Consider the following 21,184-nt stretch of genomic DNA (forward strand, 5'->3'; position numbering starts at 1 on the left):
CGCGGTGATCACACCAGTCCCGTTCGCGGCGCTGGCCCTACGTAAGAGAAGCTTCAGCGGAAACACCGATAGTCCTCCGGCAGCACCGACACCTCCATCCCCGGCCCGCGCTGCGGCACCAGCACCACCCCGATCGGTGACCCACTCCCGGACTCGAACTCAGGTTCCTGCGAATCCACACTGGTCTCCTCTGACACCGCAACCTCGCCGAGATCACTTGTCGCACCGAGGATCTCGATAGTCGTTTCCCTCGTGACCTTCAACCGCGACAACAGTCGCTCCTGCGCCGACGGCTGCTCGGTCAGCTCCGCGATCCGCTCACGAAAACCCTCGGCCCATTCCCGCACACCAGCTTCCCGCCGCTGCAACTCCTCTAGCCACGAGCCCATCGCCGCCTCCGAACCCCCGCGCCGACGATAAGCCACCACCGACCACCGCAACAGCCCCAAACCCGTTCCCGCAGCTCAGGCGCTCCCGACGGACGAGCTACACCCAACCGGCTTCCCAGTCACAAATTGCCCAACCCACCACAGGGGGCTGCTGAGGCGGGAGTGCTGCGGCTGGTGCGGCCCGAAAGCATGCTCTTTGCGGAGTTGAATTGCACTCGGAGACAGAAGCACTAAGGCCGTGTTGTTCCTTGAATACTGTCCGCACCTGCCGCCGGAGTCCGCCACACATGTTGATCAAATTGTGTCCATGTGGCGGACTGGCGAACTTCGGTGGACATGCGGCTCTCGGATGACGCGATCGAGAGTTTGCTGCCGACACAGATAGTCGATTGCCACTATGCCTCGCATTCGAATTTTGTGATGCGAGACACAATCTCCTATTGCGCGTATGAGCTGCTAATACCGGGGCGACTCGATCGGCCAGGTGTGGGGCTGCCTGAATGCCTGGCAAACGCGGATATCGCGGGTATCGGCGAGTTCGGAGATGTCGATACTGATGGAGTACGGCTCGCCTGTGGCCGGGTCGCGCAGGTGAGCGAGCTCGTTGGGCTGGCGTGCGTAGGCGACGTTCAGGCCGCTGTTCCAGATGCGCCGGAAGTCGCGATCACGTTTGAGGTGGTCGAACAGCTCTCTCGCCCGGGGGCTGGTCCGGTAGAGACCGAAGGCGCCGCGGAGGATCGCCACATGGAATCGCGCCTCCTTCTCCCACTCGAGTGTCACGCTCGTGGCCGGGCGCGAGTTCTTGAGGGCCTGGAAGAACCACATGGCGACGTTATCGTTCGCCTCGGCCAGCCCGGGCAGCGCGCGGTAGAAGGACTCGTTGGCGGACAACACATTCCACAGCGGATCGGTGTAGACGCAGATCATGCCGATCCGGTCCATCCGTACAAGCGCTTCGTTGCGGCTCGCAGTGTTGACCTGCTCGCGTAGTTCGCTGAGCGAGGGCAGGACAGCAGGCGGCTCCCACAGTTCTTGAGTGTGACGCGCCTCCTTTGGTCCCATGCCGTAGGCAGCGATGAGTCGTTCGATCATGTCCCGGGCCGGGACGTAGCCGTTCTCGATCTTGATGATGTACGCGTAACTGATATCGGTGCGTGCCGCTGCCTGCGGCCGGGTGAGGCGACGGTCTTCGCGGAACTGTCGAAGCCAGGAGCCCAGATTGGGCATCTGGATATCATCTGCCGCACCGTTGTTGCCTGGTGCCGGTCGCCGGCGAGCACTTTCCTCAGGAGTCGGACCCATGTCCTCTCCCCCCTCTTCTGCGGTTGCGTTCGATCGCATGGCTAACTGTGCTGAACGGCTCAACTCCCCTTTGAGAACACCCATTCCGGACCGTTCCTACCAGGGCGTGATCATCCCGGCAACGGGGATTCGCCACACCGATTGCGGGATGGTTGCGATTGTTGCAGCACCGAGCACCGCCGTCGAACTGAACTCGGCCGATCCCATGGACGCGGAAAATAATTCAATTAGCAGTTGGGGCAAGTACTGGCTGCGTATCCGCTGTTTCGGGAGTAGTAATAATTTTAGCTGCTAAATCCCTTAGCACCGAAAGGTCTAGCGCATAACGCTTTTCGTGGTTTTGATGGGTGATGCAAGTCAACCGCTACGAAAGGGAAAACCCCGTGGATCCGTTGGATATCTTGTCCTACTTGAACGCCGGTTCGGCGATCGCATCGAACGGCCTGAACATCGTGACCCAGCTCCTGTCGCTCGCGGGCCAGTTCCTGTAACTCCCGATCTGTGTCCGTAGGCGCTCCTGGCTGCGCCGTCGCAGCCAGGAGCCCTACGCAATTCGAGTCCTGAATGCTCGTTGAATACGAGCGGGACAGCGTCTATTTCTGATGAAGGGTCTATTCGGCGTGCAAATTCCCAGAAATAAGTCGGCCTGCGATATGCGGCCAACAGTGCGTTCAATTCACCCCGGTCACCGGCAGGCACCTTTGTGGTCTGCGTGGTCGGCGCGGCCGATGATCGCTCGCTGTGGGAGCGCTGTTATCGCGAGCATGGTGCCGATTTCGATAATGCTGTCGGGGCCGGGCATCGCCGCCGGTGCGGGCCTCGACCCGATAGCCGATCAGCCGGGCGTCACCAGTCCAGCGCAACCAGGAACCACCGCCCCGGCTGCGCCTCCCGCGCCGCCGAGCCAGGGGCAAGCCCCACCCGATCAGAGCGCTCAGCAGTACCCGGAGCAACCACCGCAGGTGCGCAATGGGGCTATACCGCGCCCACAGCCGTCCTCGGACCCGGCGCCACAAGTGGAACTACAAGACCTGCACCTACCCGAACCGGTCCCGCCGGTCGCACCTATTGCGCCGCCGGACAACACAATCCGCGTCGGCGAATGGCAGGCCCCGTCACCGGACTGGATGCCCACCCAGGTGCGTGACTGGATCAACAACACCTCTGCCGGTGCGGAAGCGCAAGTGGCCACAGCACTGGACTCGGTCGGCGTGCCGGCAGGCCGCTCGGATCGGGTCAGCGGTGCCACCTTGGCCGGCGCGGGCGTCGGCGGGGCAGCGGGCGCAGTGATCGCGGGCGGCCCCGTCGCCGCGATCGGCGCTGTCATAGGTGGTCTCGTCGGCGGCACTGTGGGCGGAATCGCCGGTGCGGCACTGGGAACCATTGTGCCTGTTCCGATCCTGGGAACGGTCACCTCCGGGGTGTTCGGCACCGCGATCGGCGCCGCAGCGGGTGCCGCGGTCGGTGCGGCCGTGGCAGGGATTCCCGTGGCGATCGTGGGCGCGGTCGCCGGTGGCACCGTCGGCGCAGGATTCGGGGCCGGAGTCGGGGTGGGACAACCATGAACACCCCGGTATTGCGGATCGCCAGAGCCGTGGTCATGACCGTCGTTTGCAGTGCCGGACTGGTCGGCGGGTCAGAATCGGCGGCAGCACAACAAGTTCCGATCGGACCCGGGTGCCCTGCCCTCTACCTCCTCGGTGTCCAGGGGACCGGGCAGTCGTCACCGACAGCCAATCCGACTGCCGACACCGGAGTAATCGGCGCACTGCTGGGCCCGGTGCTCGCGGCCGTACCGACGCTCGTACAACGCAGCTATATCGCCTACGACGCCGGTTTCGGTGGCGCGGTACCCGGCGGCGGTGCGGACCCCTACGCGACGTCGGTGGCCTCCGCGCGCACCGGCCTAGACGCGGCCGCGACCCAGGTGGTCGCCGCATGCCCCGGCACAATGCTTGCCGCCGTCGGCTATTCCCAAGGCGCACAAGCTGTTGCGGAATTCGCTCGGTCCGTCGGCTCCGGCAACGGGCCGGTGCCGCCGGACCGGATTGCAGGAATTGCCTTGTATTCCGATCCGACCCGATCCTCGGGTGCACCGGTATTTCCCGGGCGGCCGGGGCAGGTGGTGCCAGATCCCGCACCAGGCAGTAACGGCACCGCTGTCGCGGGAGTCCAACTCGCCAGTTCGGCTTCCGCCGGCGGCGGGATCGCTGATGAGGACGCGGGATACGGCGCGTTGACCGGCCGTGTGGCCGACATCTGTGTGGACGGGGACCTGGCGTGCTCGGCACCCGATCACGCGGCCGTACTGCGGGTGGGTGCCGAACTCGCCGCCCAGGCAGACCTTCGTGACCCGATCGCAGCGATCGGATCGATCCAGTCCCTGCTCTCGGCTGCGCTCGGCAATGCCTGGACAACCGTCGTGCTCAACGACTTCCACGTCCAAGGCAGCGACGTCGACTACACCCCCGCCCGGACTCTGGCGCAGCGGTTGACCGATGCCGCGGACCCGCGCATCCCGAGCCCGACAACAGAGGACGTCAGCGCAGCAGCGACACAGTGGAACGCGATCACCGCAGCCACCGCGTCGAATCCGGCCGGGGTGCTGCCGAAGCTGGCCGGGCAACTGTCGGCCGCCTGGGGGCAGCTTGTGGCTGACAACAGTGACCTCGTCAACCCGGCGGTGTTGATTCGTTTCGCCGACACCGTCGCTCGGCACAACGGCTACGCCATCAGCGGCCAGATGAACTCCGGTATCGCGTGGTTCATCGCGCTCGCCCACGACATCGCCGGGAGCCGACCATGACCGAGTTCTACGCACCGCTGCTCGTGGGCAGCGATCGCCGCCCTGGCGAGCTCCTACGCACTCAAAGTGTCACCGTACGAAATTTGGGCAATGCGGTGCGAGCGTGGCGAATCGTCTACGTATCCAGCGACTCTCGCGGTGAACTGATCCCGGCATCGGGGACGGTGATCTCCGCGAATTCGGTCACCGACTCGGAACCGAAGCCGATCGTGGTGTACAGCCCCAGCTTCCACGGCCTCGGCGGTGAATGCGCACCCTCGCAACAATTGGTGACCGGGGCCGAACCCCTCGACCACATCCAGGCAGCCCTGGACCGCGGGTGGACAGTCACCGTCCCGGACGGTGAGAACCTCGGCATCACCGACCTGGGCCCACACACCTTCCTCGCTGCCCGGGCGGCCGGTCACGTGGTCCTCGATCTCGCTCGCGCGACCCACGCACTGCCCGAGCTGCCGACTCCGGATACCGGCTCCGCGCCGATTGTGCTGTGGGGGTACGCCGACGGCGGCCGCGCGGCGGTATCGGCCGCGGAACTGCACCGCGAGTACGCGCCGGAACTGGACCTGCGGGGGATAGCCGCAGGTGCGGTCGTGACCGACCCGGGCGCACTGGTGCTGTTCCACCACCGCGGCCCCTGGTCTGCCCTGGCCCTGGCCGGGCTGATCGGGCTCTCCCGCGCCTACCACCATCTGCCCTTGCGACATGTCCTCACAGAAGACGGTCTGCGCGTCGTCCGCCACGCCGAAACCCTCAGCGCCGCAGTACTCCTGGAACAATATCGCCAACCCTTGGAGCACTGGTGTGAGCGCCCGGACCCGTGGAACGACCCCATCTGGCGCTACGTCTTGACGCGCGAGAGCCGAAGCGGCGCACAAGCTCCCGCAGTCCCGGTGCATCTGTATCACGGCAGCAACGACCTCGTGGTCCCGATCGAGTCCGGTAACAGTTTGTTCACCGAGTACCAACAGCGCGGGGTGCAGGTCAGCTGGTGCGAATACGACGCCAACCACTTCCGCACTGCCATCGACAGCGCACCAGAAGTCGCTGAGGAACTCGCCGGCTTCCTGGGCCGCTCACACCTCGGCCCCACTCAACAGCCGAGCCCATAGACAGCCCTGACCGGGCCCACCGAGGTGAAACGGGCCCCCGCGGTCCCACTGATTGTCAGGAAATCGAGGTGAATCCCTGTGTCACACAATGAAAGAGAGCGTTCCGCGCTGAAGCACAGCGGGGTCGCGCGCGTAATGGCTCCCCTGATCGCGGCATTGTGCGCCTGTGGCGGCGTCGCCGCCCTGTCGACGGCAGATGTGCCGATCGAGGGTACTTGCCCCGCGTTGTACGTGTTCGGTGTCCAAGGGACCGATGAGGGACCGTCGGACGCTGCGGCGACCACCGACACCGGTGCGCTCGGTCAATTCTTCACCCCACTGCTGGCCCAAGCCGGAAAAACTGTGCAGCGCAGCTACATTCGATACGGCTACGCCGACAACGGAACGGAAGTCCCGTACCAGCAAGCGGTGACCGACGCGACACAACTACTCGGCACGAACGCCTCGGAGGTCGTTCAACGATGCCCCGACACACGCATCGCCGCCGCCGGATACGGACAAGGCGCCGCAGTAGTCTCCGCGTTCGCGCACACGGTCGGCACCGGCACCGGCCCGGTGGACGCGGACAAGGTGGCGGGGATCGCCCTGTTCGCCAACCCCACCCGCGCCGACACCTCCATACTTCCCGGCCGCCCCGGCCAGAGGACACCGACCGCCGCGCCCGGTACCTCCGGCACCGCAACCGCAGCGATCAAACTGACCGACACCAGCACCGGCGGATCAGGCATCGCCAGCAACACCACCGTCGAATACGGCTCGCTCGCCGGACGGGTCGCCGACTTCTGTACCCCGGGCGACCTGACATGCGACTCCTCCAGTGATACACCACTGACGAAGACAGTGAAAAACATTGCCGCGCAGTCGGATACCAAAGACCCGATAACAGCAATCTCCACGATCGCGCAAGCACTCGCGGCCACCGTGTGGAAAACCACGGTCGGGGTGGTCACCGACGACCTGTCGGGCACCAGTCTCGATCAGCTGTCCTACGAGCCGACGAAAACCTTGGGACAGCGGCTGGCCGAAGCCTCTGATCCCAGCACACCGATGCCCGGGATCAGTGACGCACTCTCGGTTCTGTTCCGGCTGGGCAGCATCGGACTCAACACCGTGGTGTCGATCGCGCAGAAGGTATTCACCACGAGCACTATCACCGAACTCGCCACCGTGGGCATGGCTGATCCGGTCGCCGCTCTGGCAGCCCTGGGCACGAAAATTGTTGGCGCGGTGGCGGAGCTGATTCCGCCGCAGACCGCGTTGGGGTGGGTCGATCAAGCGTTCGCCGCGATCACCTCCACCGTCACCAACGGCGGCGACCTGTACAACCTGGCGACCTATACCCAATACAGCGACACGGCCGGGCGGCACGACTCCTACACCAGCGCCTCCGCCGATTCCTCCGGGACAGCCCCGCTCGCAGCCGCCGCAGCGTGGTTCGCCGCCTCGGCCCAGGACATCGCCGCGACGAATCCTGCTACCGCGCTTGCACAATCGACGACCTCCGCGCCGAGCACCGCTTCGAGTGCAGCGACGACTTCGCCCCCGCTGTCGTCGCCGAACTCCTCGACTTCTGCGACCACGCAACCCACACCGACCGGCACCAGCACGCCGGCCCCCTAGACCCCTTCGGGGCAGACGGTGGTCTCAGCGCCGAGATAACCAGACCAGTCCCTCGCGGGCCGTCTCCCCGAAGGGCCCCAACCACACCACCCCCAGGAGGTGAACCTCGATGCCCCACAACAACTCCACCGACACCAGCACTCGCACCACCAGGGAGTGGGGCTGGCTCGACGACACACCACCGACAACGCTGCCTGCACCGGTAGGGACGACCGGTCTTGACGGTGATGCTGAATGGCGTTGGCTCGAAAGCAATTCGGACTATTCGCCGGAGGTCGAGCCATCGACCCCTGCGACCGAGCGGCCCGCACGGATCCCCGCGGTGCGCCGGTGGATCGCACCGATCCTGACCACAGTCGCCGCGACCGCCGTGATCATTGTCGCTGTTTCCGTGATGCGTTCCACGAACGCGTCCACGGTGTCGGTGTCGACAGCTGCCGCCCCGCCGCAGTCGGCGGTGCTCACGGGCGCGTGTACGGGATTGTCGGCGGCGGCCGTGACCGCGGGACCCGGTGACACTTCCAGTGTCGCGGGGGTGGTCGCGGCCTTCGAATACGCGTACTACGAGCAGCGTTCTGCCGACGCGGCGCTGCGTCTGCTGGCACCGGACGCCGGGATCACTGTCGAACCACTCGCCGCAGGTATCGCATCTATCCCTGCTGGGACCACGCACTGCGTAGCGGTCACACCGATCGCGGACACCACCGCCGACGTGCACCTGGTCGAGTTGCATCCCGACCACACCCGCACCGACTACCTGCAGGTGATCAACCTCCGCCGCACCGAGACGGGACTGCTGATCAACAACATCCAGAAGCAGGGATAACCCGATGCACACCAACGTCATTCACCTACACGACCCAGGGCAGCCCGAAGCTGCCCGCCTGGATCCGGAGACGATCACCCCGCCGACTCCCGAGCGTCAGGCACCTGTCCGCCAAACACCGCTGCCGACGACCGGGCCCTACCCACCGCTGTTCGCCGTACTCGGCGCGCACGGAGGCGCCGGTACATCCACGCTGGCGCGTTGGTGGGCACACTCCGCCGACACCGGCCTGGCCTGGCCCTCCTCGGTGCGCACCACCCAGCGCGTGATCGTCGCGGCCCGCGACTGCATCCCCGGACTCACCGCCGCCGCCGATCGGCTGCGCGAATGGCATGGCGGACTCGCCCCGTCCGGGATCGAGGTCCTCGGTCTGGTGGTAACCCCTGCCCGCCCCGGCAAGGTCCCCTCAGCAGTCCGCCGCTATCGCCACATCGTCGCTGATCTGGTGGAGGGGGCGATCTGGTCGATCCAGTGGCACGACGAACTCATCGTCTGCGAACTCAACGAGCTCGCGCAGTACACACCCAACGATCCGGTACCGCCCCGGCGGCGGACGAACCTGACCGCGGCGGTGCCTATCGACGTGCACCGAGCCGGCGCCGCTATCACCGCGCGGATTGCCGCCACCCGCGCTCACACCGACGACGGGGATGGAGGGAACCCGCGATGAGCGCCGCGCAACTTTTCCTCGACGCTGTGAGCGTGCTGGCTCAACAGGTCAACATCACCCCCGAAGCACCACCGGGATCGCAAGGGATCCTCAAAATCGTCAACTGGCTCTCGTGGTTCGTCATGCTCGCCGGAATCGCGGCCCTCATCTACGCCGGCGGAAAGTTCGCGTGGGAACGCTGGCACGGCGGCGCTGTCGAAGCCCCCAAGATCGTCCTCGGCGCCCTGGTCGGCGGAATCATCGCCACCAGCGCCGGAACCATCATGACCCAAATCACCACGGCCAAATGACCACACGTCGTCAAAACGGCTGGTGGCCAACATGTCTCGACTTCTATTCGCGAGGACCTCATTGCTATGACTGCGCTCGAGCGTTGCGTACTGACCATTCCGACATCCGACGACGTCGCACTCGCCGCCACCCGACTCGGCGCGACGACGGCACCAGCGACTGTGGTCTACGTCCATGGGCTGCTGTGCGATGGCCACTACTGGGCACCGGTGACCCAATGCCTGCACAACCGTCTCGGCGGAGACATCACCCAGATCGTCTACGACCAACGCGGCCACGGCCTCTCGGGCCGACCCGACCACCGCACCGCCACCACCCTGCGCCACCTGGTCGACGACCTCGACGCCGTCCTCGCGCACGCCACCGGCCAAGTCGTCCTCGTCACCCACTCAGCCGGGTCCCTGCTCGCGGCCGCTTACGCCCAATTCCACCCCACACATGCCGCCGCCTTGTCAGCAATGGTTCTGTTCGGAGGCGCAGGCGAATTCCCCGAATTCCCCAGCCTGCCAAAGCATTACCGCGAACTGATCAAGAAGCTTCCACAGCTGCGACACACCCGCCTCGACACCGTCGCCGCAGCCGCAGCTGCGCTGGCCGAACGGCGCTTCCGCGACGTCAGCCGACGACTGGGCTCCAAAGCGCACCTGGTCTGCGGCGCTCACCGCGGAGACGCACGGGTCATGACCGACGTGATGGGCGCCTACAGCAATTTCGCTCTCAGCCCCGAGGTTGCCGCGACCCTCCGGCAGCTCCCCACATTCGTGATCGCGGGGGAACGCGACCGGATCGTGCCACCGGCCCAGTCCGTTCGCTTGGCCGACAAGATCTGGGCCGACTACGAACTCGTACCAGGCGCCGGGCACTCCCTGCCGCATACGCAACCCGATCGCGCCGCCGACACCATCCTGCAAGCCCTCGAAATCGCTTACCGCAGCGAGATCGCCCGCCTCGTCACCAGCGCCGAGGACACCACAGCCGACGGGTTCGAGGACTTGCTGTGAGCGCCAAATCCCTTCCCCCACAAGTCACCCAGTACCTCTACCCGCTGCTGGGATATCTGGCCTGGATGGTGCTGCTGCTGTGCATCGCCCGCACGATCTACCTCGCCGGCCTGCTGGCCATCCGGATCTACCGCGAGGAAGCAATCGAAGGATTCGCCGGAGCCCTACTCGCCGCCGTACTCATCGGCTCGGCCAGCGGCATCGCCACCGCACTGTTCCCCACCCACTGACCACACCGCAAGGAGGCACCGATGAACCACCTCTCAAGACTCTTCCTCAGAGCCGTCTTCGGTGCCGGGGTCATCGGGTGGGCGCTCCTGTGCGCGGGGTGCACTCGACACACCACCAACGCTGAACCCGGTGGGACGGACACCCCCCACCTCGACGCGCCGCCGACCAACGTGAAAGCGATTCTATTTCAGGGTATTTCGCTTCCCGTCGCCGACCAAGGTCCGCACGATCAGGCGGGAGCCGTGGTGAGCGGATTCGACCGCAATCCCATCGGCGCGGCCCTGGCCGCCATCCACGCCACCGTGCGCATGTCGGTAGCCACCGACAGCCAATGGGCGATCATCGGCCAGCAAATGCTCGCCCCCGGGGCCGGACGGGACGCCTGGGCGGTAGCGCGCGCCCAGATCTCCATCACCGACCCCATCGCCACGAATCCGCCGACGATCGCCGGCTACCGGGTTGTGAACTACACACCGTCCGACGCTGATGTCGACATCTACACCGTCCAGCCGGACCGATCGATAACCCGCAACAACGCACACGTCATCTGGCAAAACAGCGACTGGAAGTTGCTGCTGCCCAACCAATCTCGATCGTCGTCGGTGACCGCTGTGGTTTCCCTGCCGGTCGATCTGATCCGACTGTCACTCCCATGAACGCCCAGGACGTGTTTGCCGTGAAGGGTTCCCGCTCGAGGTTCCTAGTGCTGATCAGTACCACCGTGGTTGTCGTCACGCTCACCGCTCTCGGAGTCACTCACCATCGTGGCCATTCCAGTGAAAGCTCCCCGGCCCCGGTAACTGCCACCACCTCAGCCAGTCCCACCGACCCGACGGATCTTCCCGGACTGCCGACGACCGACATCTTCGGAAATCGGCTCGAACTGCCGTCCGACCCTGCCGGAGAACCACTTCCCCAAGATCCAACGTCACGATCAGATCCAAGCCAACCGAACTACCTGACCGCCGCTCCCGCCCATTTGCAGTGGCAACGCGGTTGGGGAGGTGCAGCGTTACCGGTCTCCGGCAGCGACGGGCCGACCTCGATCGAGGCAGGGATGGCGTCAGGCTTCGCCGACACGCCACAAGGCGCGGCACTGGCGGCCTGCGACGCACTCGCTCGGGCATTCGCCGCGCCGGAAGATGTCTGGCGCAACGTCGTTCGAGATCGATACATCGGCGGTGGTGAGCCGCTGGTAGACCGAATCGCCCAAAGCCGCGCTGAAACACCCAACGCCGCAACCTATCTCGTCGTCCCTGAGGGGATCCGAATACTCCCAGACTATCGACCCGACTTCGCGGTCGTGCAGATCGCAGTCCGGGCCGACAGTGGATGGGCCTACGGCAACTGGCCCATGGTGTGGCACGAGGGTGACTGGCGAGTGCGCGTCCCCGACGACATCGAATCGCTCTGGGAGCCCGCTGTTCCCCTCAGCAGCTTGATCGATTTCGGGTCCTGGAAAGGAACCGCGTCATGAACACCGACCTTATGAAACTCGCCGCGCCAGGTGCCGATCCCAATCAGGTACATACCCAGTTTTCACCCGGCAAGATCCTGTGCAACCTGCCGAACGTCGTCGGTGCTGTATGCCAGCTGAAGGACTTTGGGGAGAAGGCGGCAGGAACGGCGGTCAATTCTGCCCTCGATGGGTTCGTCGACAGTCTTGGCCATGGCCTCGCGAAGATCGTTCGAATGTCGATGACCTGGTGGGTCAACTTGCCCTCACCGCAACTGGCATCCAGCACCGGTGAGCCAGGGCCCGTTCTGGCATCAATTCGCGAGTACACCAACGGACTTCAGGTCCTGCTGATGATCGCGGGCATTCTGTTCGCGGCTGCGCGATTGGCCATGGCCAAACGGGGAGGCGTCGCCGGCGAAGCCCAGGAGAGCTTCCTCATTTTCGCACGGGCGGTATTCGCCTCGATGCTGTTCTCAGCCCTGATCACCACCGGGACCAAAGCCGGTGATGCCTTCAGCAACTGGGTGATCTTCGACGCCACTCGAGGCGATCTGGACGGGGCCGTATCGAAACTGGTCGATTTCGACCTACGAAATGACAGCGGCCTGGGAACCGGTGTCTTGCTGCTGCTTTGGCTGCTGGGACTCATCAGCATGCTGGTGCAGTTGGTGATGCTTGTAATTCGGCAGGCGGTCCTGATCCTGGTCGTGGCCGCGATTCCGCTGGCGGCCGCAGCGGGCGGAACCGGACCTGGATCGCAGGCATATAAACGGATGTTGTCGTGGGCGTTGGCGTTCGTGCTGTGGAAGCCGGTCGGTGCGCTCGTCTACGCCATCGCATTCACCGCAGCTGGCAGCAGCAACGGCGGCCAGCAAGACCCGCAACTAGCTCTGCTGGGTCTGCTCTTGCTGCTGTCGGTAGCGATCGTGCTGCCCGCGCTGATGCGATTGATCGCACCAGCGGTCTCGACCCTGGGAGGCGGGGGAGGAGCGGCTGCGGCGCTGGCGGGTGGCGCGTTCGGTGTGGCCATGGGGTCGATCGGCGGGGGGTCAGGCGGGCGCAAGGTCAGCGAAGGGGAGAACGGCGCTGGTGGCGGACGACCGCCGGATGACAATCCGCCGCCTCCACCTCCTTCAGGCGGTGGTGGGCGTCCGATGTCCGGTGGCGGTGGTTCCAGCTCCGGTGGTGGCGGGGGATCCCCGGGCGCACCCAGCGGCGGAGGCGGAGGTGGAGGCGGTGGAGGCGGTGGTGGTGCTCAGGCTGCGGCGGGCGGGCAAGCCGGTGGTGCGGCCGCATCCGGTGGTGCCGCCGCCGCGGCAGGACCTGCCGGCGTGGCGGTGATGGCTGCTCAAGGTGTGAAACAGGCTGCACAGAAAGTCGCGTCGGCGGTGGAGGGCGGTGTCCGCGAGGCCACGGAGGCCGGGTGGGAAGCGGATACGCCCGGGCCGCTGGAGATGCGGCGATGACCTCCACCCGCATGTACGGACGCTGGGAAAAGCCCCGCTCCGCAGGATTCTTCGGCCTCACATGGGGCGTGAGCATGCTCGGCCTCGCCCTGGTCATAGCGGTCATGGTGACCTTCATGCTCACCCGGTCACTGTCCCTTACCGGGGTGGTAATCGGTTGCAGTGCACTAGTGTTCATTCCACTTGCAGTGACGATCAACGGCCGCACCGGGTGGGAGATCGTCGTCCTGCGGGCGCAGTTCGCCCGGGCGCGAGCCCGCGGTGAGCTCGAATACCGAGCGGGCCGATTCTCGAGGATCCCCGGGTTGGCGAGATTGCCTGGCCTGCTGGCAGATTCACGCCTCTCGGAATACGAGACCCCTGGTGGTCGCCGGTTCGCGCTGATCCACATTCGCCGGACCGATCACTACGCCGTGGTGCTGCGGGTGCTTCCGCGCGGCAAAGAACTGGTCGATCAATCCCAGATCGACGCCTGGGTCGAGGACTACGGGCAGTTCCTGGCCGCGCAATCGCGCGGCGGGGAAGTCGTGGCGGTGACCTCGGTGCTGGACAACGTCGTCGAGACCCGATTGAAGCAACGCCGCGAGGTCGCGCGCCTGGTGCGCCCCGAAGCCCCGGAATTCGCGCAAGCAGTCATGCGCGAAGCCGCCACCGACATCGGCGGGGTCGGGGTGCGGATCGAGGCCAGGATCGCGATCACCTACCGGGCCATCGGCAAAGGCCGCACCCGCCGCGACACCCCCGAACAAGCCCGCGAGATCGGACAACGCCTGCAAGGAGTGCTCTCCCAACTGGCCCGCGCCGGCCTGCCCGCAACACCCCTAGAGGCGTGGGAAGTGTTGGCGCTGGTGCGTTCTCGCTACGACGTCGCCTCCCAACGTGATGTCGAGCGGGCCGGGCGCGAGATCCTGCGCACCCAGTCCTGGGACAGCGTCGGTCCCGTCGCGCATGCGGATCGGTGGGACCACTACGTGCACGACGGTGCACGGTCGATCACCTGGGAAATGGACGCACCCCCGCGTGGCGCGGTCCTGGAAACCGGTCTCGAAGAGTTGCTGCGGCCGCGCGTGGACGTGCCACGCAAACGCGTCGCCGTCATCTACCGGCTGCACTCGGCCGCCGAGGCCACCGACATCGTCGACACCGACTACAAAGACGCACTCGCCGCCGAACAAACCGAACGTGGAATCGCCTCGGCGTCGGCTTCGATCCGGGTGGACAACACCCGCGCCGCCCGCCAAGAACAGGCCCGCGGCGCCGGCCTGACCCGATTCGGAGTGTTGATCACCGTCACCGATTCCCTCGACGGTGACCTGCCTGGGATCGAAGCTTCGGTGCGGGCGATGTCGGCGGCGGCGCGGCTGCGGGTTCGCCGCTGCTATGCCTCCCAGGCGGCTACCTTCGCCGCGAGTCTGGGAATCGGGCTGGTCCTGCCTGAGCACGGGTCGATCTCCAAGCGGGTGTCGGCATGAGCCCGCGCCGCCGCACCGGGACCGAGCCCGCTGCCGCCCGCGCACCGAAAACGATGACGGTCGGCGGGATCCGCATCCTGACACCGGAGGCCAGGCTCCAGGCCGAAGCCGCGGCGGGCAGGCCCGGCGTGCGGGGGTTGCCGGGACGGTGGGCGCTCTCGTCGGACGATCACCGCCGCGCGAACGCCGAACGCCGCGCCGACGACGAGGCCCACAACGACTACCACCGGCCGTTGGCGACCCTGACCGACCGCGGCTACGCCGGGCCCGGAGGTGGGCGAGCGAGTGTGGTCCCGGCGATGCCGGAATGGCGCTCCACCACCGTCCAGGTCGCGGGATTGTGGCCGTTCTCGGTCGGTGCCGCCGCGCCAACGGTCGGGACACCGGTCGGCACGCACTACATCACCGGTGCCCCCGTGCATTTCGACCCGATGAGCTGGTTCCTGCGCGGATACATCACCGCCCCCATCGCATTCATTCTGGCGCTCAACGGATTCGGCAAAAGCTCCCTGATCCGCCGACTGGTCACCGGATCGGTCGCGACCGGGGAGACGGTGCTGTGCATGGGCGACACCAAGCCCGACTACCGCGACCTCGTGGAAGAACTGGGCGGCCAGATCATCGAGCTGGGCTACGGGTACGGCAGCATCAACCCCCTCGCCGTCGGCGCCCTCGGATCAGTGATCGAGCAACTGCCCGAGGGCGACTCGCGCCGTCGCGTCGCCGCCCGGGTCGCGGCCGGGCAGATCACCATCGTCGCCGGACTCATCGAGCTCGTGCGTGGTTCTCGCATCGCGGACTACGAGGAAACCCTTCTCGCCGCTGGATTGCGCGAACTCTACAGCCCCGCAAGGGGATTCACCGCCGCCAGTCCGCCGCTGCTGTCGGACCTGCTAGCGGTCATCTCCGACGGCGCCGATCGACTGCGGCAGTTCGCCGAAGAGGACGACAACCCCTCCTACCGGGCCAGCACGAAGATGCTCCGGCGCTCGTTGCGTGCGTTGATCGAGGGCCCGTGGGGAGAGATCTTCGACCGTCACACCAGCACACCCTTGGATTTGAACAGCCCCGCGATCTGCGTGGACGTGTCGCGAATTCCGGAAGGGGACACCAAACTCCTTGCCGCCGTGCTGATGACGTGCTGGTCCGAGGGCTTCGGCGCGATCGCTGGTGCCCACGCTCTCGCCGATGCTGGGCTGGCGCCGGCGCGGACGTTCGGCGTCGTGATGGACGAGATCTGGCGGGTGCTGGGGGTCGGTGAGTTCATGGTCGACCGAGTCGACGCCCTGACCCGGCTCAACAGGGCGTTGGCGTGCTGGCTGATCATGTGCAGCCACACCATCAAAGACCTCGCGAGCCTGAAAGCACTCGGGTTCTTCGAACGCGCCCGCGCCAAGATCATCGGCCCAGTCGGCCCGGACGAGATCGAACGCATCCGCTCCACCGTGTCGATCACCGAGACCGAGAAACTCCTGGTCACCTCCTGGGCCGCGCCGCGCCCACCCACCGACGACGGTCTCGACGGGCCCGTGGTCCACGAAACCCCGCCGGGCACAGGCTGTTTCCTGCTCAAGACCGGCGAGGCCGCAGAGCCCGGGATCGCGTTTCGGATGACCTTCACCCCGACCGAGCGGCAATCCGACATTCACAACACCAATCGGCGCTTCGACCACCTACGGGCTGGTGAGGATACCCATGGTCTCTGACGCAGCAGCAGCCATTCCCAGCTATATGTCGCTGACCTGTCGCCTCCGGCTACTCGGCGGGGATCCGGTTCCGTCTCGGCGTCCCTCAGTGTGTGGTGCGCCGTGCCGCCTGACTGAAGGCTCGTGGGCCGAGCTCCGCTTCCACGGTCGACCAGTTGGTCAGCTCTGCGCGGATGCGAGCCCGCCGACGCCGGGATCCGTGATGAGCCTCTCTCGTCAGGGTGAAGACGACCGCCGAGGCATGGGACCAGGCACCTCGCCAGTCTTCGGCGGCCATCAACTGCTCGTGCCGACGGGAATCGGCGCGGAGCATCGACCACATCCACGGCCTTGTGAAGTTCGCGAGCAGGCCACCGGCCGCACATCCGATGAGCAGGAACACGACGCAAACGCCAACGGTCGTCATGGCCTCCAGTATGCCTCTCGCTCTCATACCGGAGCACGTCAACGGCAGGAGTCCGACCGGACGGTGGGACGAAACCAACGACAAATCACCGGGAAAGCCATGGCACGCGCACCAATTGACCAGCAAGGACGACAACTGTCACCGGAAGCTACGGCTAGGGCGCAGGGAGAGGGCACGCGGCCTGAAATGGGCGGTGGCCACCAGGTCATAGCTACCGGTGCACCACAGACACGGGAGGCGGGTCGGTGAGCGGTGCTTGCATCGAAAACGGTAGTCGCACTGGCAGTGTCGCTGCCGGCGCTCTTGGTCCTGCTGCTGATCGTGCTGGTCGGGGCCGATCCGTCCTCTTCGTGTGCGACTACGGTGTCGGGCAGCGGGTTGCAGGGCGCGACCGGCGCATCGATCGATGGGCTGAGCGAAGGCCAGCTGCAGCTGGCACGCAACGGTGTCGCGATCGGCAAACAACGCGGGGAATCGGACTCGGTGATCCTCGCGGAACTGGCGGCGCAAGCGGCCGAGTCCACGCTGCGGAACCTCGCGAACCCGTCGGTGCCGGATTCCTTGCGATACAGCAACGACGGGCTCGGCCACGACGGCGACTCGGTCGGACCACACCAGCTGCGGGTCAGCGTCTGGGGATCGGTCGGCATCGACACCTTGATGAACCCGATCTATCAGATCAACTGGTTCTACGACCACGCCGACAAAATCCCCGACCGCGACCGCATGGCACCGGCCGACCTGGCCCAAGCAGTCGAGGCGGCCAAGGTCAATGCGTATGCGGGACAACTGAATCTCGCACAGCAGCTCTATGCGCAATTCGCGAACATCGCCCCTGCCTCGATGCCCGCGGCCCAAGCCGGCCAACCCGCGACAGGATGCGGGACGAACGGATCGGGTGCGCCGTTGCCTGCGGGGGCCAGTGCGTTCGGTGCCGCGGTCATCGCGGCCGCCGAGAAGTGGATCGGGACACCGTATGTGTGGGGCGGCGGGGATCAGACCGGGCCGACCGGCGGCGGGTTCGACTGCTCGGGACTGACCCTGTACGCGATCTATCAAGCCTCCGGCGGCCGGCTGCGGCTGGCTCACTTCACCCAATCCCAGCAAGACGACCCCGCCGCGCAGGTCGTGCCGTTCGGGCAACGACAACCCGGCGACCTGATCTTCTTCACCTCCCCTGGCGAGAGCAGCTCCCACCACGTCGTCATCTACTACGGGCGCAACGACCAGGGCCAGGACCTCGTCCTGCACGCACCCGAGACCGGGCAAACCGTCACCATCGCCCCGCTCTGGAAGGGCGATCGCCTGGACGTACGCCGCTTCAGCACCCCCGCCAACCCCGAAACCGAGGAAGGAAAACGACTGTGACAGAAGACAACACACCCCTATCCGACCAACCTGGCCGCGACGGAGCCGACCGATCTCACGGCGGATCTGCCGACGGGCCCGACAGCATCCAGGCCCTCGCTGAGGGAAAGCTGACCACCCCTGAACAGCGGATGGCGGCCCTGGCTGCACGCGGCCCGTATCTGGTGCTCTGGACCGCGGCCACGCTGCGGACCTTCACGGTGGCCCGACCGGACAGAATGGTCATCTGGCATTCCCGATTCCACGCCGACGTCGTGATCGACAGCACCGACGTCGCAGCGAAAGCCGGAGCGCTCCAAGCGATCTGGCTCGCTGCACGCGCCCGCGACGAGTGGGGTGCCGACGTCGCGACACTGCGGTTGACCGTGGCCCACTCCGGCGTCGATCGTACGGCGGTCGAGGTCGCGGCGATCAGCAGTGGTCTGATCCTGGATCTGGTCGTCGACGCGACCGCCAATCCTGCTCTCGATCACCAGATCGCACGCTGGATCGACTGGTGGACAAGTGATCTCGGCACTCTCATCCACAACCCGCAGGGGCTGCTGTGAGACCGGCACGTACGTGGCCCGGTCCGCGCGGGACGGCGCTGACCGTCAGTGCCTGCGTGCTGTTCGGTGCTGCGACTGCCTGTGGTCGAGGTGCGACCTCGGGCGGTACCGGAGACCGAATCGTCTGTCGTGCTGTGGTATTCGATGATCCCTTCGGCGGTGTCGATCCGTGCTCGGCGGTTGAGGTGATGGTCGCGGCGCTGCAGACGGTGTTCAGCTACCGGCCCAGCGAGCAGGCCGACCAGAGCAGCTCATTCCGGGTGGCGGCACCGCTGATGACGCCCGACTTCGCCGCCCGCTGGGACACCGCCGGGTCGGTCCTGGCGCCGATCACCAGCATGCAATGGCAGCAGTGGAGCACCCGTGGTGTCGTCCTGACCGCGACCGCCCGCCTCGGCGAGGACGACCACCCGCCCGATACCGACACCACCTTCGCGCGCGTCGCCGCGGTGGCCCTGCGCCCCGCGGACGGCACCCCGTCACTGTCGCTGGCGGTCTATGCCCGCGCAATCCGCCCGAGTGCTGGTGCGGGGTGGCGTATTTCAGCGTTGGAGGTGAGGGCGTGAGTGGCGGCGACCCGGTCGAGGAAGGTGGGCAGGCAGTCCGGGCGGGGTTCGTACAAGCGATGCAGACCGCAGCGATGACGATGAACCTGCTGCAGCGTCGCGGTGCCGAATCGCGGTCGCGGGCCGAGTTCGAGCGCCGCACCGACGATTCCGAGCTGCGGGCACAACAAAACACCGAGGTCCACGAGCTGAAAGTGGCCGGCTACCAGACCCGCCAAGACAACGAGAGTGAACTGCACCAGCTCGACACCCATTTCAAGAACCGCCAGATCGACCGCGCCGAAGAGCTCCACGGCCTGGAACGGCAGATCAAACGACGCGTCCTCGAGCGCGGCGACGCCGACCTCGACCGCCGTGCCGCCGACAGTGCCGCCGAACGCGCGAACAAGGACGAGATCCACCAGGTGCAACGGCAGAACCTGCTCAACCGCGGGAGCTGGGAGAAGGAGCGCCACGACCTGGACGTGGAATACAAGCAACTGCTCATCGAGATCCGCCGCCGCGCTGCCGGTTTCACCGAAACCCTCAATGGGCAGGACCGCGACCAGAGTGCGGGAATGCACGCCGCCGCAGCCTATGCGGCCGCCCACAGTACCGCAGACTTGTCCGAGCAGCACCAATCGAATGCCGACGCCTTCACTGAACGCCTCACCGAGGACACCGACCTCACTGTCGACGACCTACTCGACACCGACGCCGCACCGTCGCTCCCCGGATCTGACATGACCCCAGCGGTATCGCGTGCGGTCACTGGGCTGGCCGAGGAACTGAACTTCTACATCGTGGTGAACCACCACGCCCAGCAGAACACCAGCACCCCGGAATCGCCGAGCATCGACGGAACCATGATCGAGGCCGCGATCGCCGCGGCCGACATCATCGACGTCGAGATCATCGATGGCTACGGCGACGACACCGACCTCGGCAGCCCCGATCCTGACAGCCCCCGCCCCGAAGTGGCGCCCCCACCACTCTCCCCGCCCGAGACGGGGATCGAACCATGACCGGCCACATCGGGCCGGCGGCGGAATCAGGCTCGCGCACAGACGAACCGGCGCTCAGGTGCCTGCGATGAGTAAACCGAACCGGATACAAATGAGAGTCCTCAAAGCGGTACACGTCCACGCCGCGACGGTTCGAGTGATGCAGGACCGGGCCAAAGCCAAGCAGCGATCGAGCGGGCAGGCGCCGCCCGCGTCCTGGTATGAGGATCTGCACGGGCGAGCTGCGCTGTGGCAAGAGTTGGAGAACGCCGCCGCCGCAGGTGGTGTCCCGGCGGCCTGGGTCACCCAAACTCGCGAACGAGCCACCTTGGGTATGGCGTGGCGTGCTGATTTGCACTGGCGCGACACGGAATTCGTCAACCGTGGCCAACTCCTCAACGACCTTCAGCAAAAAGTTCGCCACGTGCAGGACATGGCCGCGGTCGCGGCCGTGTACGGGGAGCGCGGCGCGCAATCGGAGGTCGGGACCGCGCAAATGTTCGACCGCAAACTGCGGATTCTGACGCAACGGATCAACGCCGTCGCTGCCGTCCTGGAGGTGTCGGCACCCGAAGCCGAACGGCTGTGGGGCGAGCGCAGTTGGTCTGCGGCAGCCGAGAGCGTCCGTGACCACAGCCGCCTCACCCTGGACGGCCGGTGGCGTGCTCACGCCCGCACCAACACCACCGATCTCGCCCTGCAAGCGATGGTGCTCAACGACGCCGGCATTGCGGCAGGTACTCACGCGCTGCCGGATCTGGGCGCGATGGCGCAGCTGATCCGGACGCACCTGTCCGTGACTGTCCCACCAGGACCGGGCACTGCGGTCGTCGAGCCGGGCGCGCAGATCACCGAGGCGATCGACGCCGCCGGGATCACCAGCGCCACCAGTACCGAGTTCGCCAGCACCGACATCTCCGAACACCCACTGTTCACCCCACCTGTTCCCGGGATCGAACCGTGAG

The 21,184-nt window shown here is 66.2% G+C and carries 22 protein-coding genes; 19 read left to right on the top strand and 3 right to left on the bottom strand.

Going from position 1 to position 21,184, the window contains the following annotated elements:
- Positions 1-53 precede the first annotated feature (53 nt).
- Together OG716_RS40535 and OG716_RS40540 are read right to left on the bottom strand one after the other, a co-directional pair.
- Positions 54-389 carry a hypothetical protein gene (locus OG716_RS40535; RefSeq protein ID WP_405135445.1) on the bottom strand — a complete coding sequence of 112 codons (336 nt, stop codon included), beginning with the start codon at positions 387-389 and terminating at the stop codon, positions 54-56.
- Positions 390-845: 456 nt separating this feature from the next.
- Positions 846-1,775, bottom strand: a complete 930-nt coding sequence (locus OG716_RS40540) for a helix-turn-helix domain-containing protein (RefSeq protein WP_405135446.1) — start codon at positions 1,773-1,775, stop codon at positions 846-848.
- A gap of 683 nt (positions 1,776-2,458) precedes the next feature.
- On the opposite strand from OG716_RS40540, the gene OG716_RS40545 reads away from it, so the two are divergent.
- From OG716_RS40545 to OG716_RS40610, 14 genes are all read left to right on the top strand, one after another.
- The gene (locus tag OG716_RS40545) at positions 2,459-3,256 is read left to right on the top strand and encodes a hypothetical protein (RefSeq protein ID WP_405135447.1); all 798 of its coding nucleotides are present in this window, start codon (positions 2,459-2,461) and stop codon (positions 3,254-3,256) included.
- Entirely contained in the window at positions 3,253-4,497 is a 1,245-nt protein-coding gene (locus tag OG716_RS40550) for a cutinase family protein (protein WP_405135448.1), read from the top strand. The genes OG716_RS40545 and OG716_RS40550 overlap by 4 nt, the downstream gene beginning before the upstream one ends.
- On the top strand, positions 4,494-5,606 hold the full coding sequence (locus OG716_RS40555; RefSeq protein WP_405135449.1) for a lipase family protein: 1,113 nt from the start codon (positions 4,494-4,496) through the stop codon (positions 5,604-5,606). The genes OG716_RS40550 and OG716_RS40555 overlap by 4 nt, the downstream gene beginning before the upstream one ends.
- Before the next feature lie 78 nt (positions 5,607-5,684).
- Complete coding sequence (locus OG716_RS40560; RefSeq protein WP_405135450.1) at positions 5,685-7,226, top strand: cutinase family protein; 1,542 nt, start codon at positions 5,685-5,687, stop codon at positions 7,224-7,226.
- 109 nt (positions 7,227-7,335) lie between these two features.
- Positions 7,336-8,052 (top strand): hypothetical protein, encoded by a 717-nt coding sequence (locus OG716_RS40565; RefSeq protein ID WP_405135451.1) that lies wholly within the window; start codon positions 7,336-7,338, stop codon positions 8,050-8,052.
- A 4-nt stretch (positions 8,053-8,056) separates the two neighbouring features.
- On the top strand, positions 8,057-8,722 hold the full coding sequence (locus tag OG716_RS40570) for a hypothetical protein (protein WP_405135452.1): 666 nt from the start codon (positions 8,057-8,059) through the stop codon (positions 8,720-8,722).
- Complete coding sequence (locus OG716_RS40575) at positions 8,719-9,012, top strand: hypothetical protein (protein ID WP_405135453.1); 294 nt, start codon at positions 8,719-8,721, stop codon at positions 9,010-9,012. The genes OG716_RS40570 and OG716_RS40575 overlap by 4 nt, the downstream gene beginning before the upstream one ends.
- Positions 9,013-9,078: 66 nt before the next feature.
- Positions 9,079-10,014: an alpha/beta fold hydrolase gene (locus tag OG716_RS40580; RefSeq protein WP_405135454.1), complete on the top strand. Its 936-nt coding sequence runs from the start codon at positions 9,079-9,081 to the stop codon at positions 10,012-10,014.
- The gene (locus OG716_RS40585; protein ID WP_297613075.1) at positions 10,011-10,244 is read left to right on the top strand and encodes a hypothetical protein; all 234 of its coding nucleotides are present in this window, start codon (positions 10,011-10,013) and stop codon (positions 10,242-10,244) included. Before OG716_RS40580 ends, OG716_RS40585 begins: the two co-directional genes overlap by 4 nt.
- A 246-nt stretch (positions 10,245-10,490) precedes the next feature.
- On the top strand, positions 10,491-10,901 hold the full coding sequence (locus tag OG716_RS40590) for a hypothetical protein (RefSeq protein WP_405135455.1): 411 nt from the start codon (positions 10,491-10,493) through the stop codon (positions 10,899-10,901).
- On the top strand, positions 10,898-11,722 hold the full coding sequence (locus OG716_RS40595) for a hypothetical protein (protein WP_405135456.1): 825 nt from the start codon (positions 10,898-10,900) through the stop codon (positions 11,720-11,722). The genes OG716_RS40590 and OG716_RS40595 overlap by 4 nt, the downstream gene beginning before the upstream one ends.
- Positions 11,719-13,170: a hypothetical protein gene (locus OG716_RS40600; protein WP_405135457.1), complete on the top strand. Its 1,452-nt coding sequence runs from the start codon at positions 11,719-11,721 to the stop codon at positions 13,168-13,170. The genes OG716_RS40595 and OG716_RS40600 overlap by 4 nt, the downstream gene beginning before the upstream one ends.
- Positions 13,167-14,642, top strand: a complete 1,476-nt coding sequence (locus OG716_RS40605) for an SCO6880 family protein (RefSeq protein WP_405135458.1) — start codon at positions 13,167-13,169, stop codon at positions 14,640-14,642. Before OG716_RS40600 ends, OG716_RS40605 begins: the two co-directional genes overlap by 4 nt.
- Positions 14,639-16,348, top strand: a complete 1,710-nt coding sequence (locus OG716_RS40610) for a hypothetical protein (protein ID WP_405135459.1) — start codon at positions 14,639-14,641, stop codon at positions 16,346-16,348. Before OG716_RS40605 ends, OG716_RS40610 begins: the two co-directional genes overlap by 4 nt.
- Positions 16,349-16,433: 85 nt before the next feature.
- Here the strand turns inward: OG716_RS40610 and OG716_RS40615 are convergent, their stop codons facing one another.
- The gene (locus tag OG716_RS40615) at positions 16,434-16,754 is read right to left on the bottom strand and encodes a hypothetical protein (RefSeq protein WP_405135460.1); all 321 of its coding nucleotides are present in this window, start codon (positions 16,752-16,754) and stop codon (positions 16,434-16,436) included.
- 252 nt (positions 16,755-17,006) lie between these two features.
- Between OG716_RS40615 and OG716_RS40620 the strand changes: the two genes are divergently transcribed.
- From OG716_RS40620 to OG716_RS40640, 5 genes are all read left to right on the top strand, one after another.
- On the top strand, positions 17,007-18,122 hold the full coding sequence (locus OG716_RS40620; protein ID WP_405135461.1) for a C40 family peptidase: 1,116 nt from the start codon (positions 17,007-17,009) through the stop codon (positions 18,120-18,122).
- Positions 18,119-18,670 (top strand): hypothetical protein, encoded by a 552-nt coding sequence (locus tag OG716_RS40625; RefSeq protein WP_405135462.1) that lies wholly within the window; start codon positions 18,119-18,121, stop codon positions 18,668-18,670. Before OG716_RS40620 ends, OG716_RS40625 begins: the two co-directional genes overlap by 4 nt.
- Before the next feature lie 134 nt (positions 18,671-18,804).
- Entirely contained in the window at positions 18,805-19,236 is a 432-nt protein-coding gene (locus OG716_RS40630) for a hypothetical protein (RefSeq protein WP_405135463.1), read from the top strand.
- Positions 19,233-20,240, top strand: a complete 1,008-nt coding sequence (locus OG716_RS40635) for a hypothetical protein (protein ID WP_405135464.1) — start codon at positions 19,233-19,235, stop codon at positions 20,238-20,240. Before OG716_RS40630 ends, OG716_RS40635 begins: the two co-directional genes overlap by 4 nt.
- Before the next feature lie 91 nt (positions 20,241-20,331).
- A complete protein-coding gene (locus OG716_RS40640) occupies positions 20,332-21,183 on the top strand; it encodes a hypothetical protein (RefSeq protein ID WP_405135465.1) in 852 nt (283 codons plus the stop codon).
- Position 21,184 lies beyond the last annotated feature (1 nt).

Source organism: Nocardia sp. NBC_01388 (assembly GCF_045040085.1).
In the GTDB taxonomy this organism is placed as follows: Bacteria; Actinomycetota; Actinomycetes; order Mycobacteriales; family Mycobacteriaceae; genus Nocardia.

What these genes read in the sequence shown, in the direction of transcription:
- OG716_RS40535 (WP_405135445.1), bottom strand. Translation starts at nt 389, where the DNA reads ATGGGCTCGTGGCTAGAGGAGTTGCAGCGGCGGGAAGCTGGTGTGCGG.
- OG716_RS40540 (WP_405135446.1), bottom strand. Translation starts at nt 1,775, where the DNA reads ATGGGTGTTCTCAAAGGGGAGTTGAGCCGTTCAGCACAGTTAGCCATG.
- OG716_RS40550 (WP_405135448.1), top strand. Translation starts at nt 3,253, where the DNA reads ATGAACACCCCGGTATTGCGGATCGCCAGAGCCGTGGTCATGACCGTC.
- OG716_RS40555 (WP_405135449.1), top strand. Translation starts at nt 4,494, where the DNA reads ATGACCGAGTTCTACGCACCGCTGCTCGTGGGCAGCGATCGCCGCCCT.
- OG716_RS40565 (WP_405135451.1), top strand. Translation starts at nt 7,336, where the DNA reads ATGCCCCACAACAACTCCACCGACACCAGCACTCGCACCACCAGGGAG.
- OG716_RS40570 (WP_405135452.1), top strand. Translation starts at nt 8,057, where the DNA reads ATGCACACCAACGTCATTCACCTACACGACCCAGGGCAGCCCGAAGCT.
- OG716_RS40575 (WP_405135453.1), top strand. Translation starts at nt 8,719, where the DNA reads ATGAGCGCCGCGCAACTTTTCCTCGACGCTGTGAGCGTGCTGGCTCAA.
- OG716_RS40580 (WP_405135454.1), top strand. Translation starts at nt 9,079, where the DNA reads ATGACTGCGCTCGAGCGTTGCGTACTGACCATTCCGACATCCGACGAC.
- OG716_RS40595 (WP_405135456.1), top strand. Translation starts at nt 10,898, where the DNA reads ATGAACGCCCAGGACGTGTTTGCCGTGAAGGGTTCCCGCTCGAGGTTC.
- OG716_RS40600 (WP_405135457.1), top strand. Translation starts at nt 11,719, where the DNA reads ATGAACACCGACCTTATGAAACTCGCCGCGCCAGGTGCCGATCCCAAT.
- OG716_RS40605 (WP_405135458.1), top strand. Translation starts at nt 13,167, where the DNA reads ATGACCTCCACCCGCATGTACGGACGCTGGGAAAAGCCCCGCTCCGCA.
- OG716_RS40610 (WP_405135459.1), top strand. Translation starts at nt 14,639, where the DNA reads ATGAGCCCGCGCCGCCGCACCGGGACCGAGCCCGCTGCCGCCCGCGCA.
- OG716_RS40615 (WP_405135460.1), bottom strand. Translation starts at nt 16,754, where the DNA reads ATGACGACCGTTGGCGTTTGCGTCGTGTTCCTGCTCATCGGATGTGCG.
- OG716_RS40640 (WP_405135465.1), top strand. Translation starts at nt 20,332, where the DNA reads ATGAGAGTCCTCAAAGCGGTACACGTCCACGCCGCGACGGTTCGAGTG.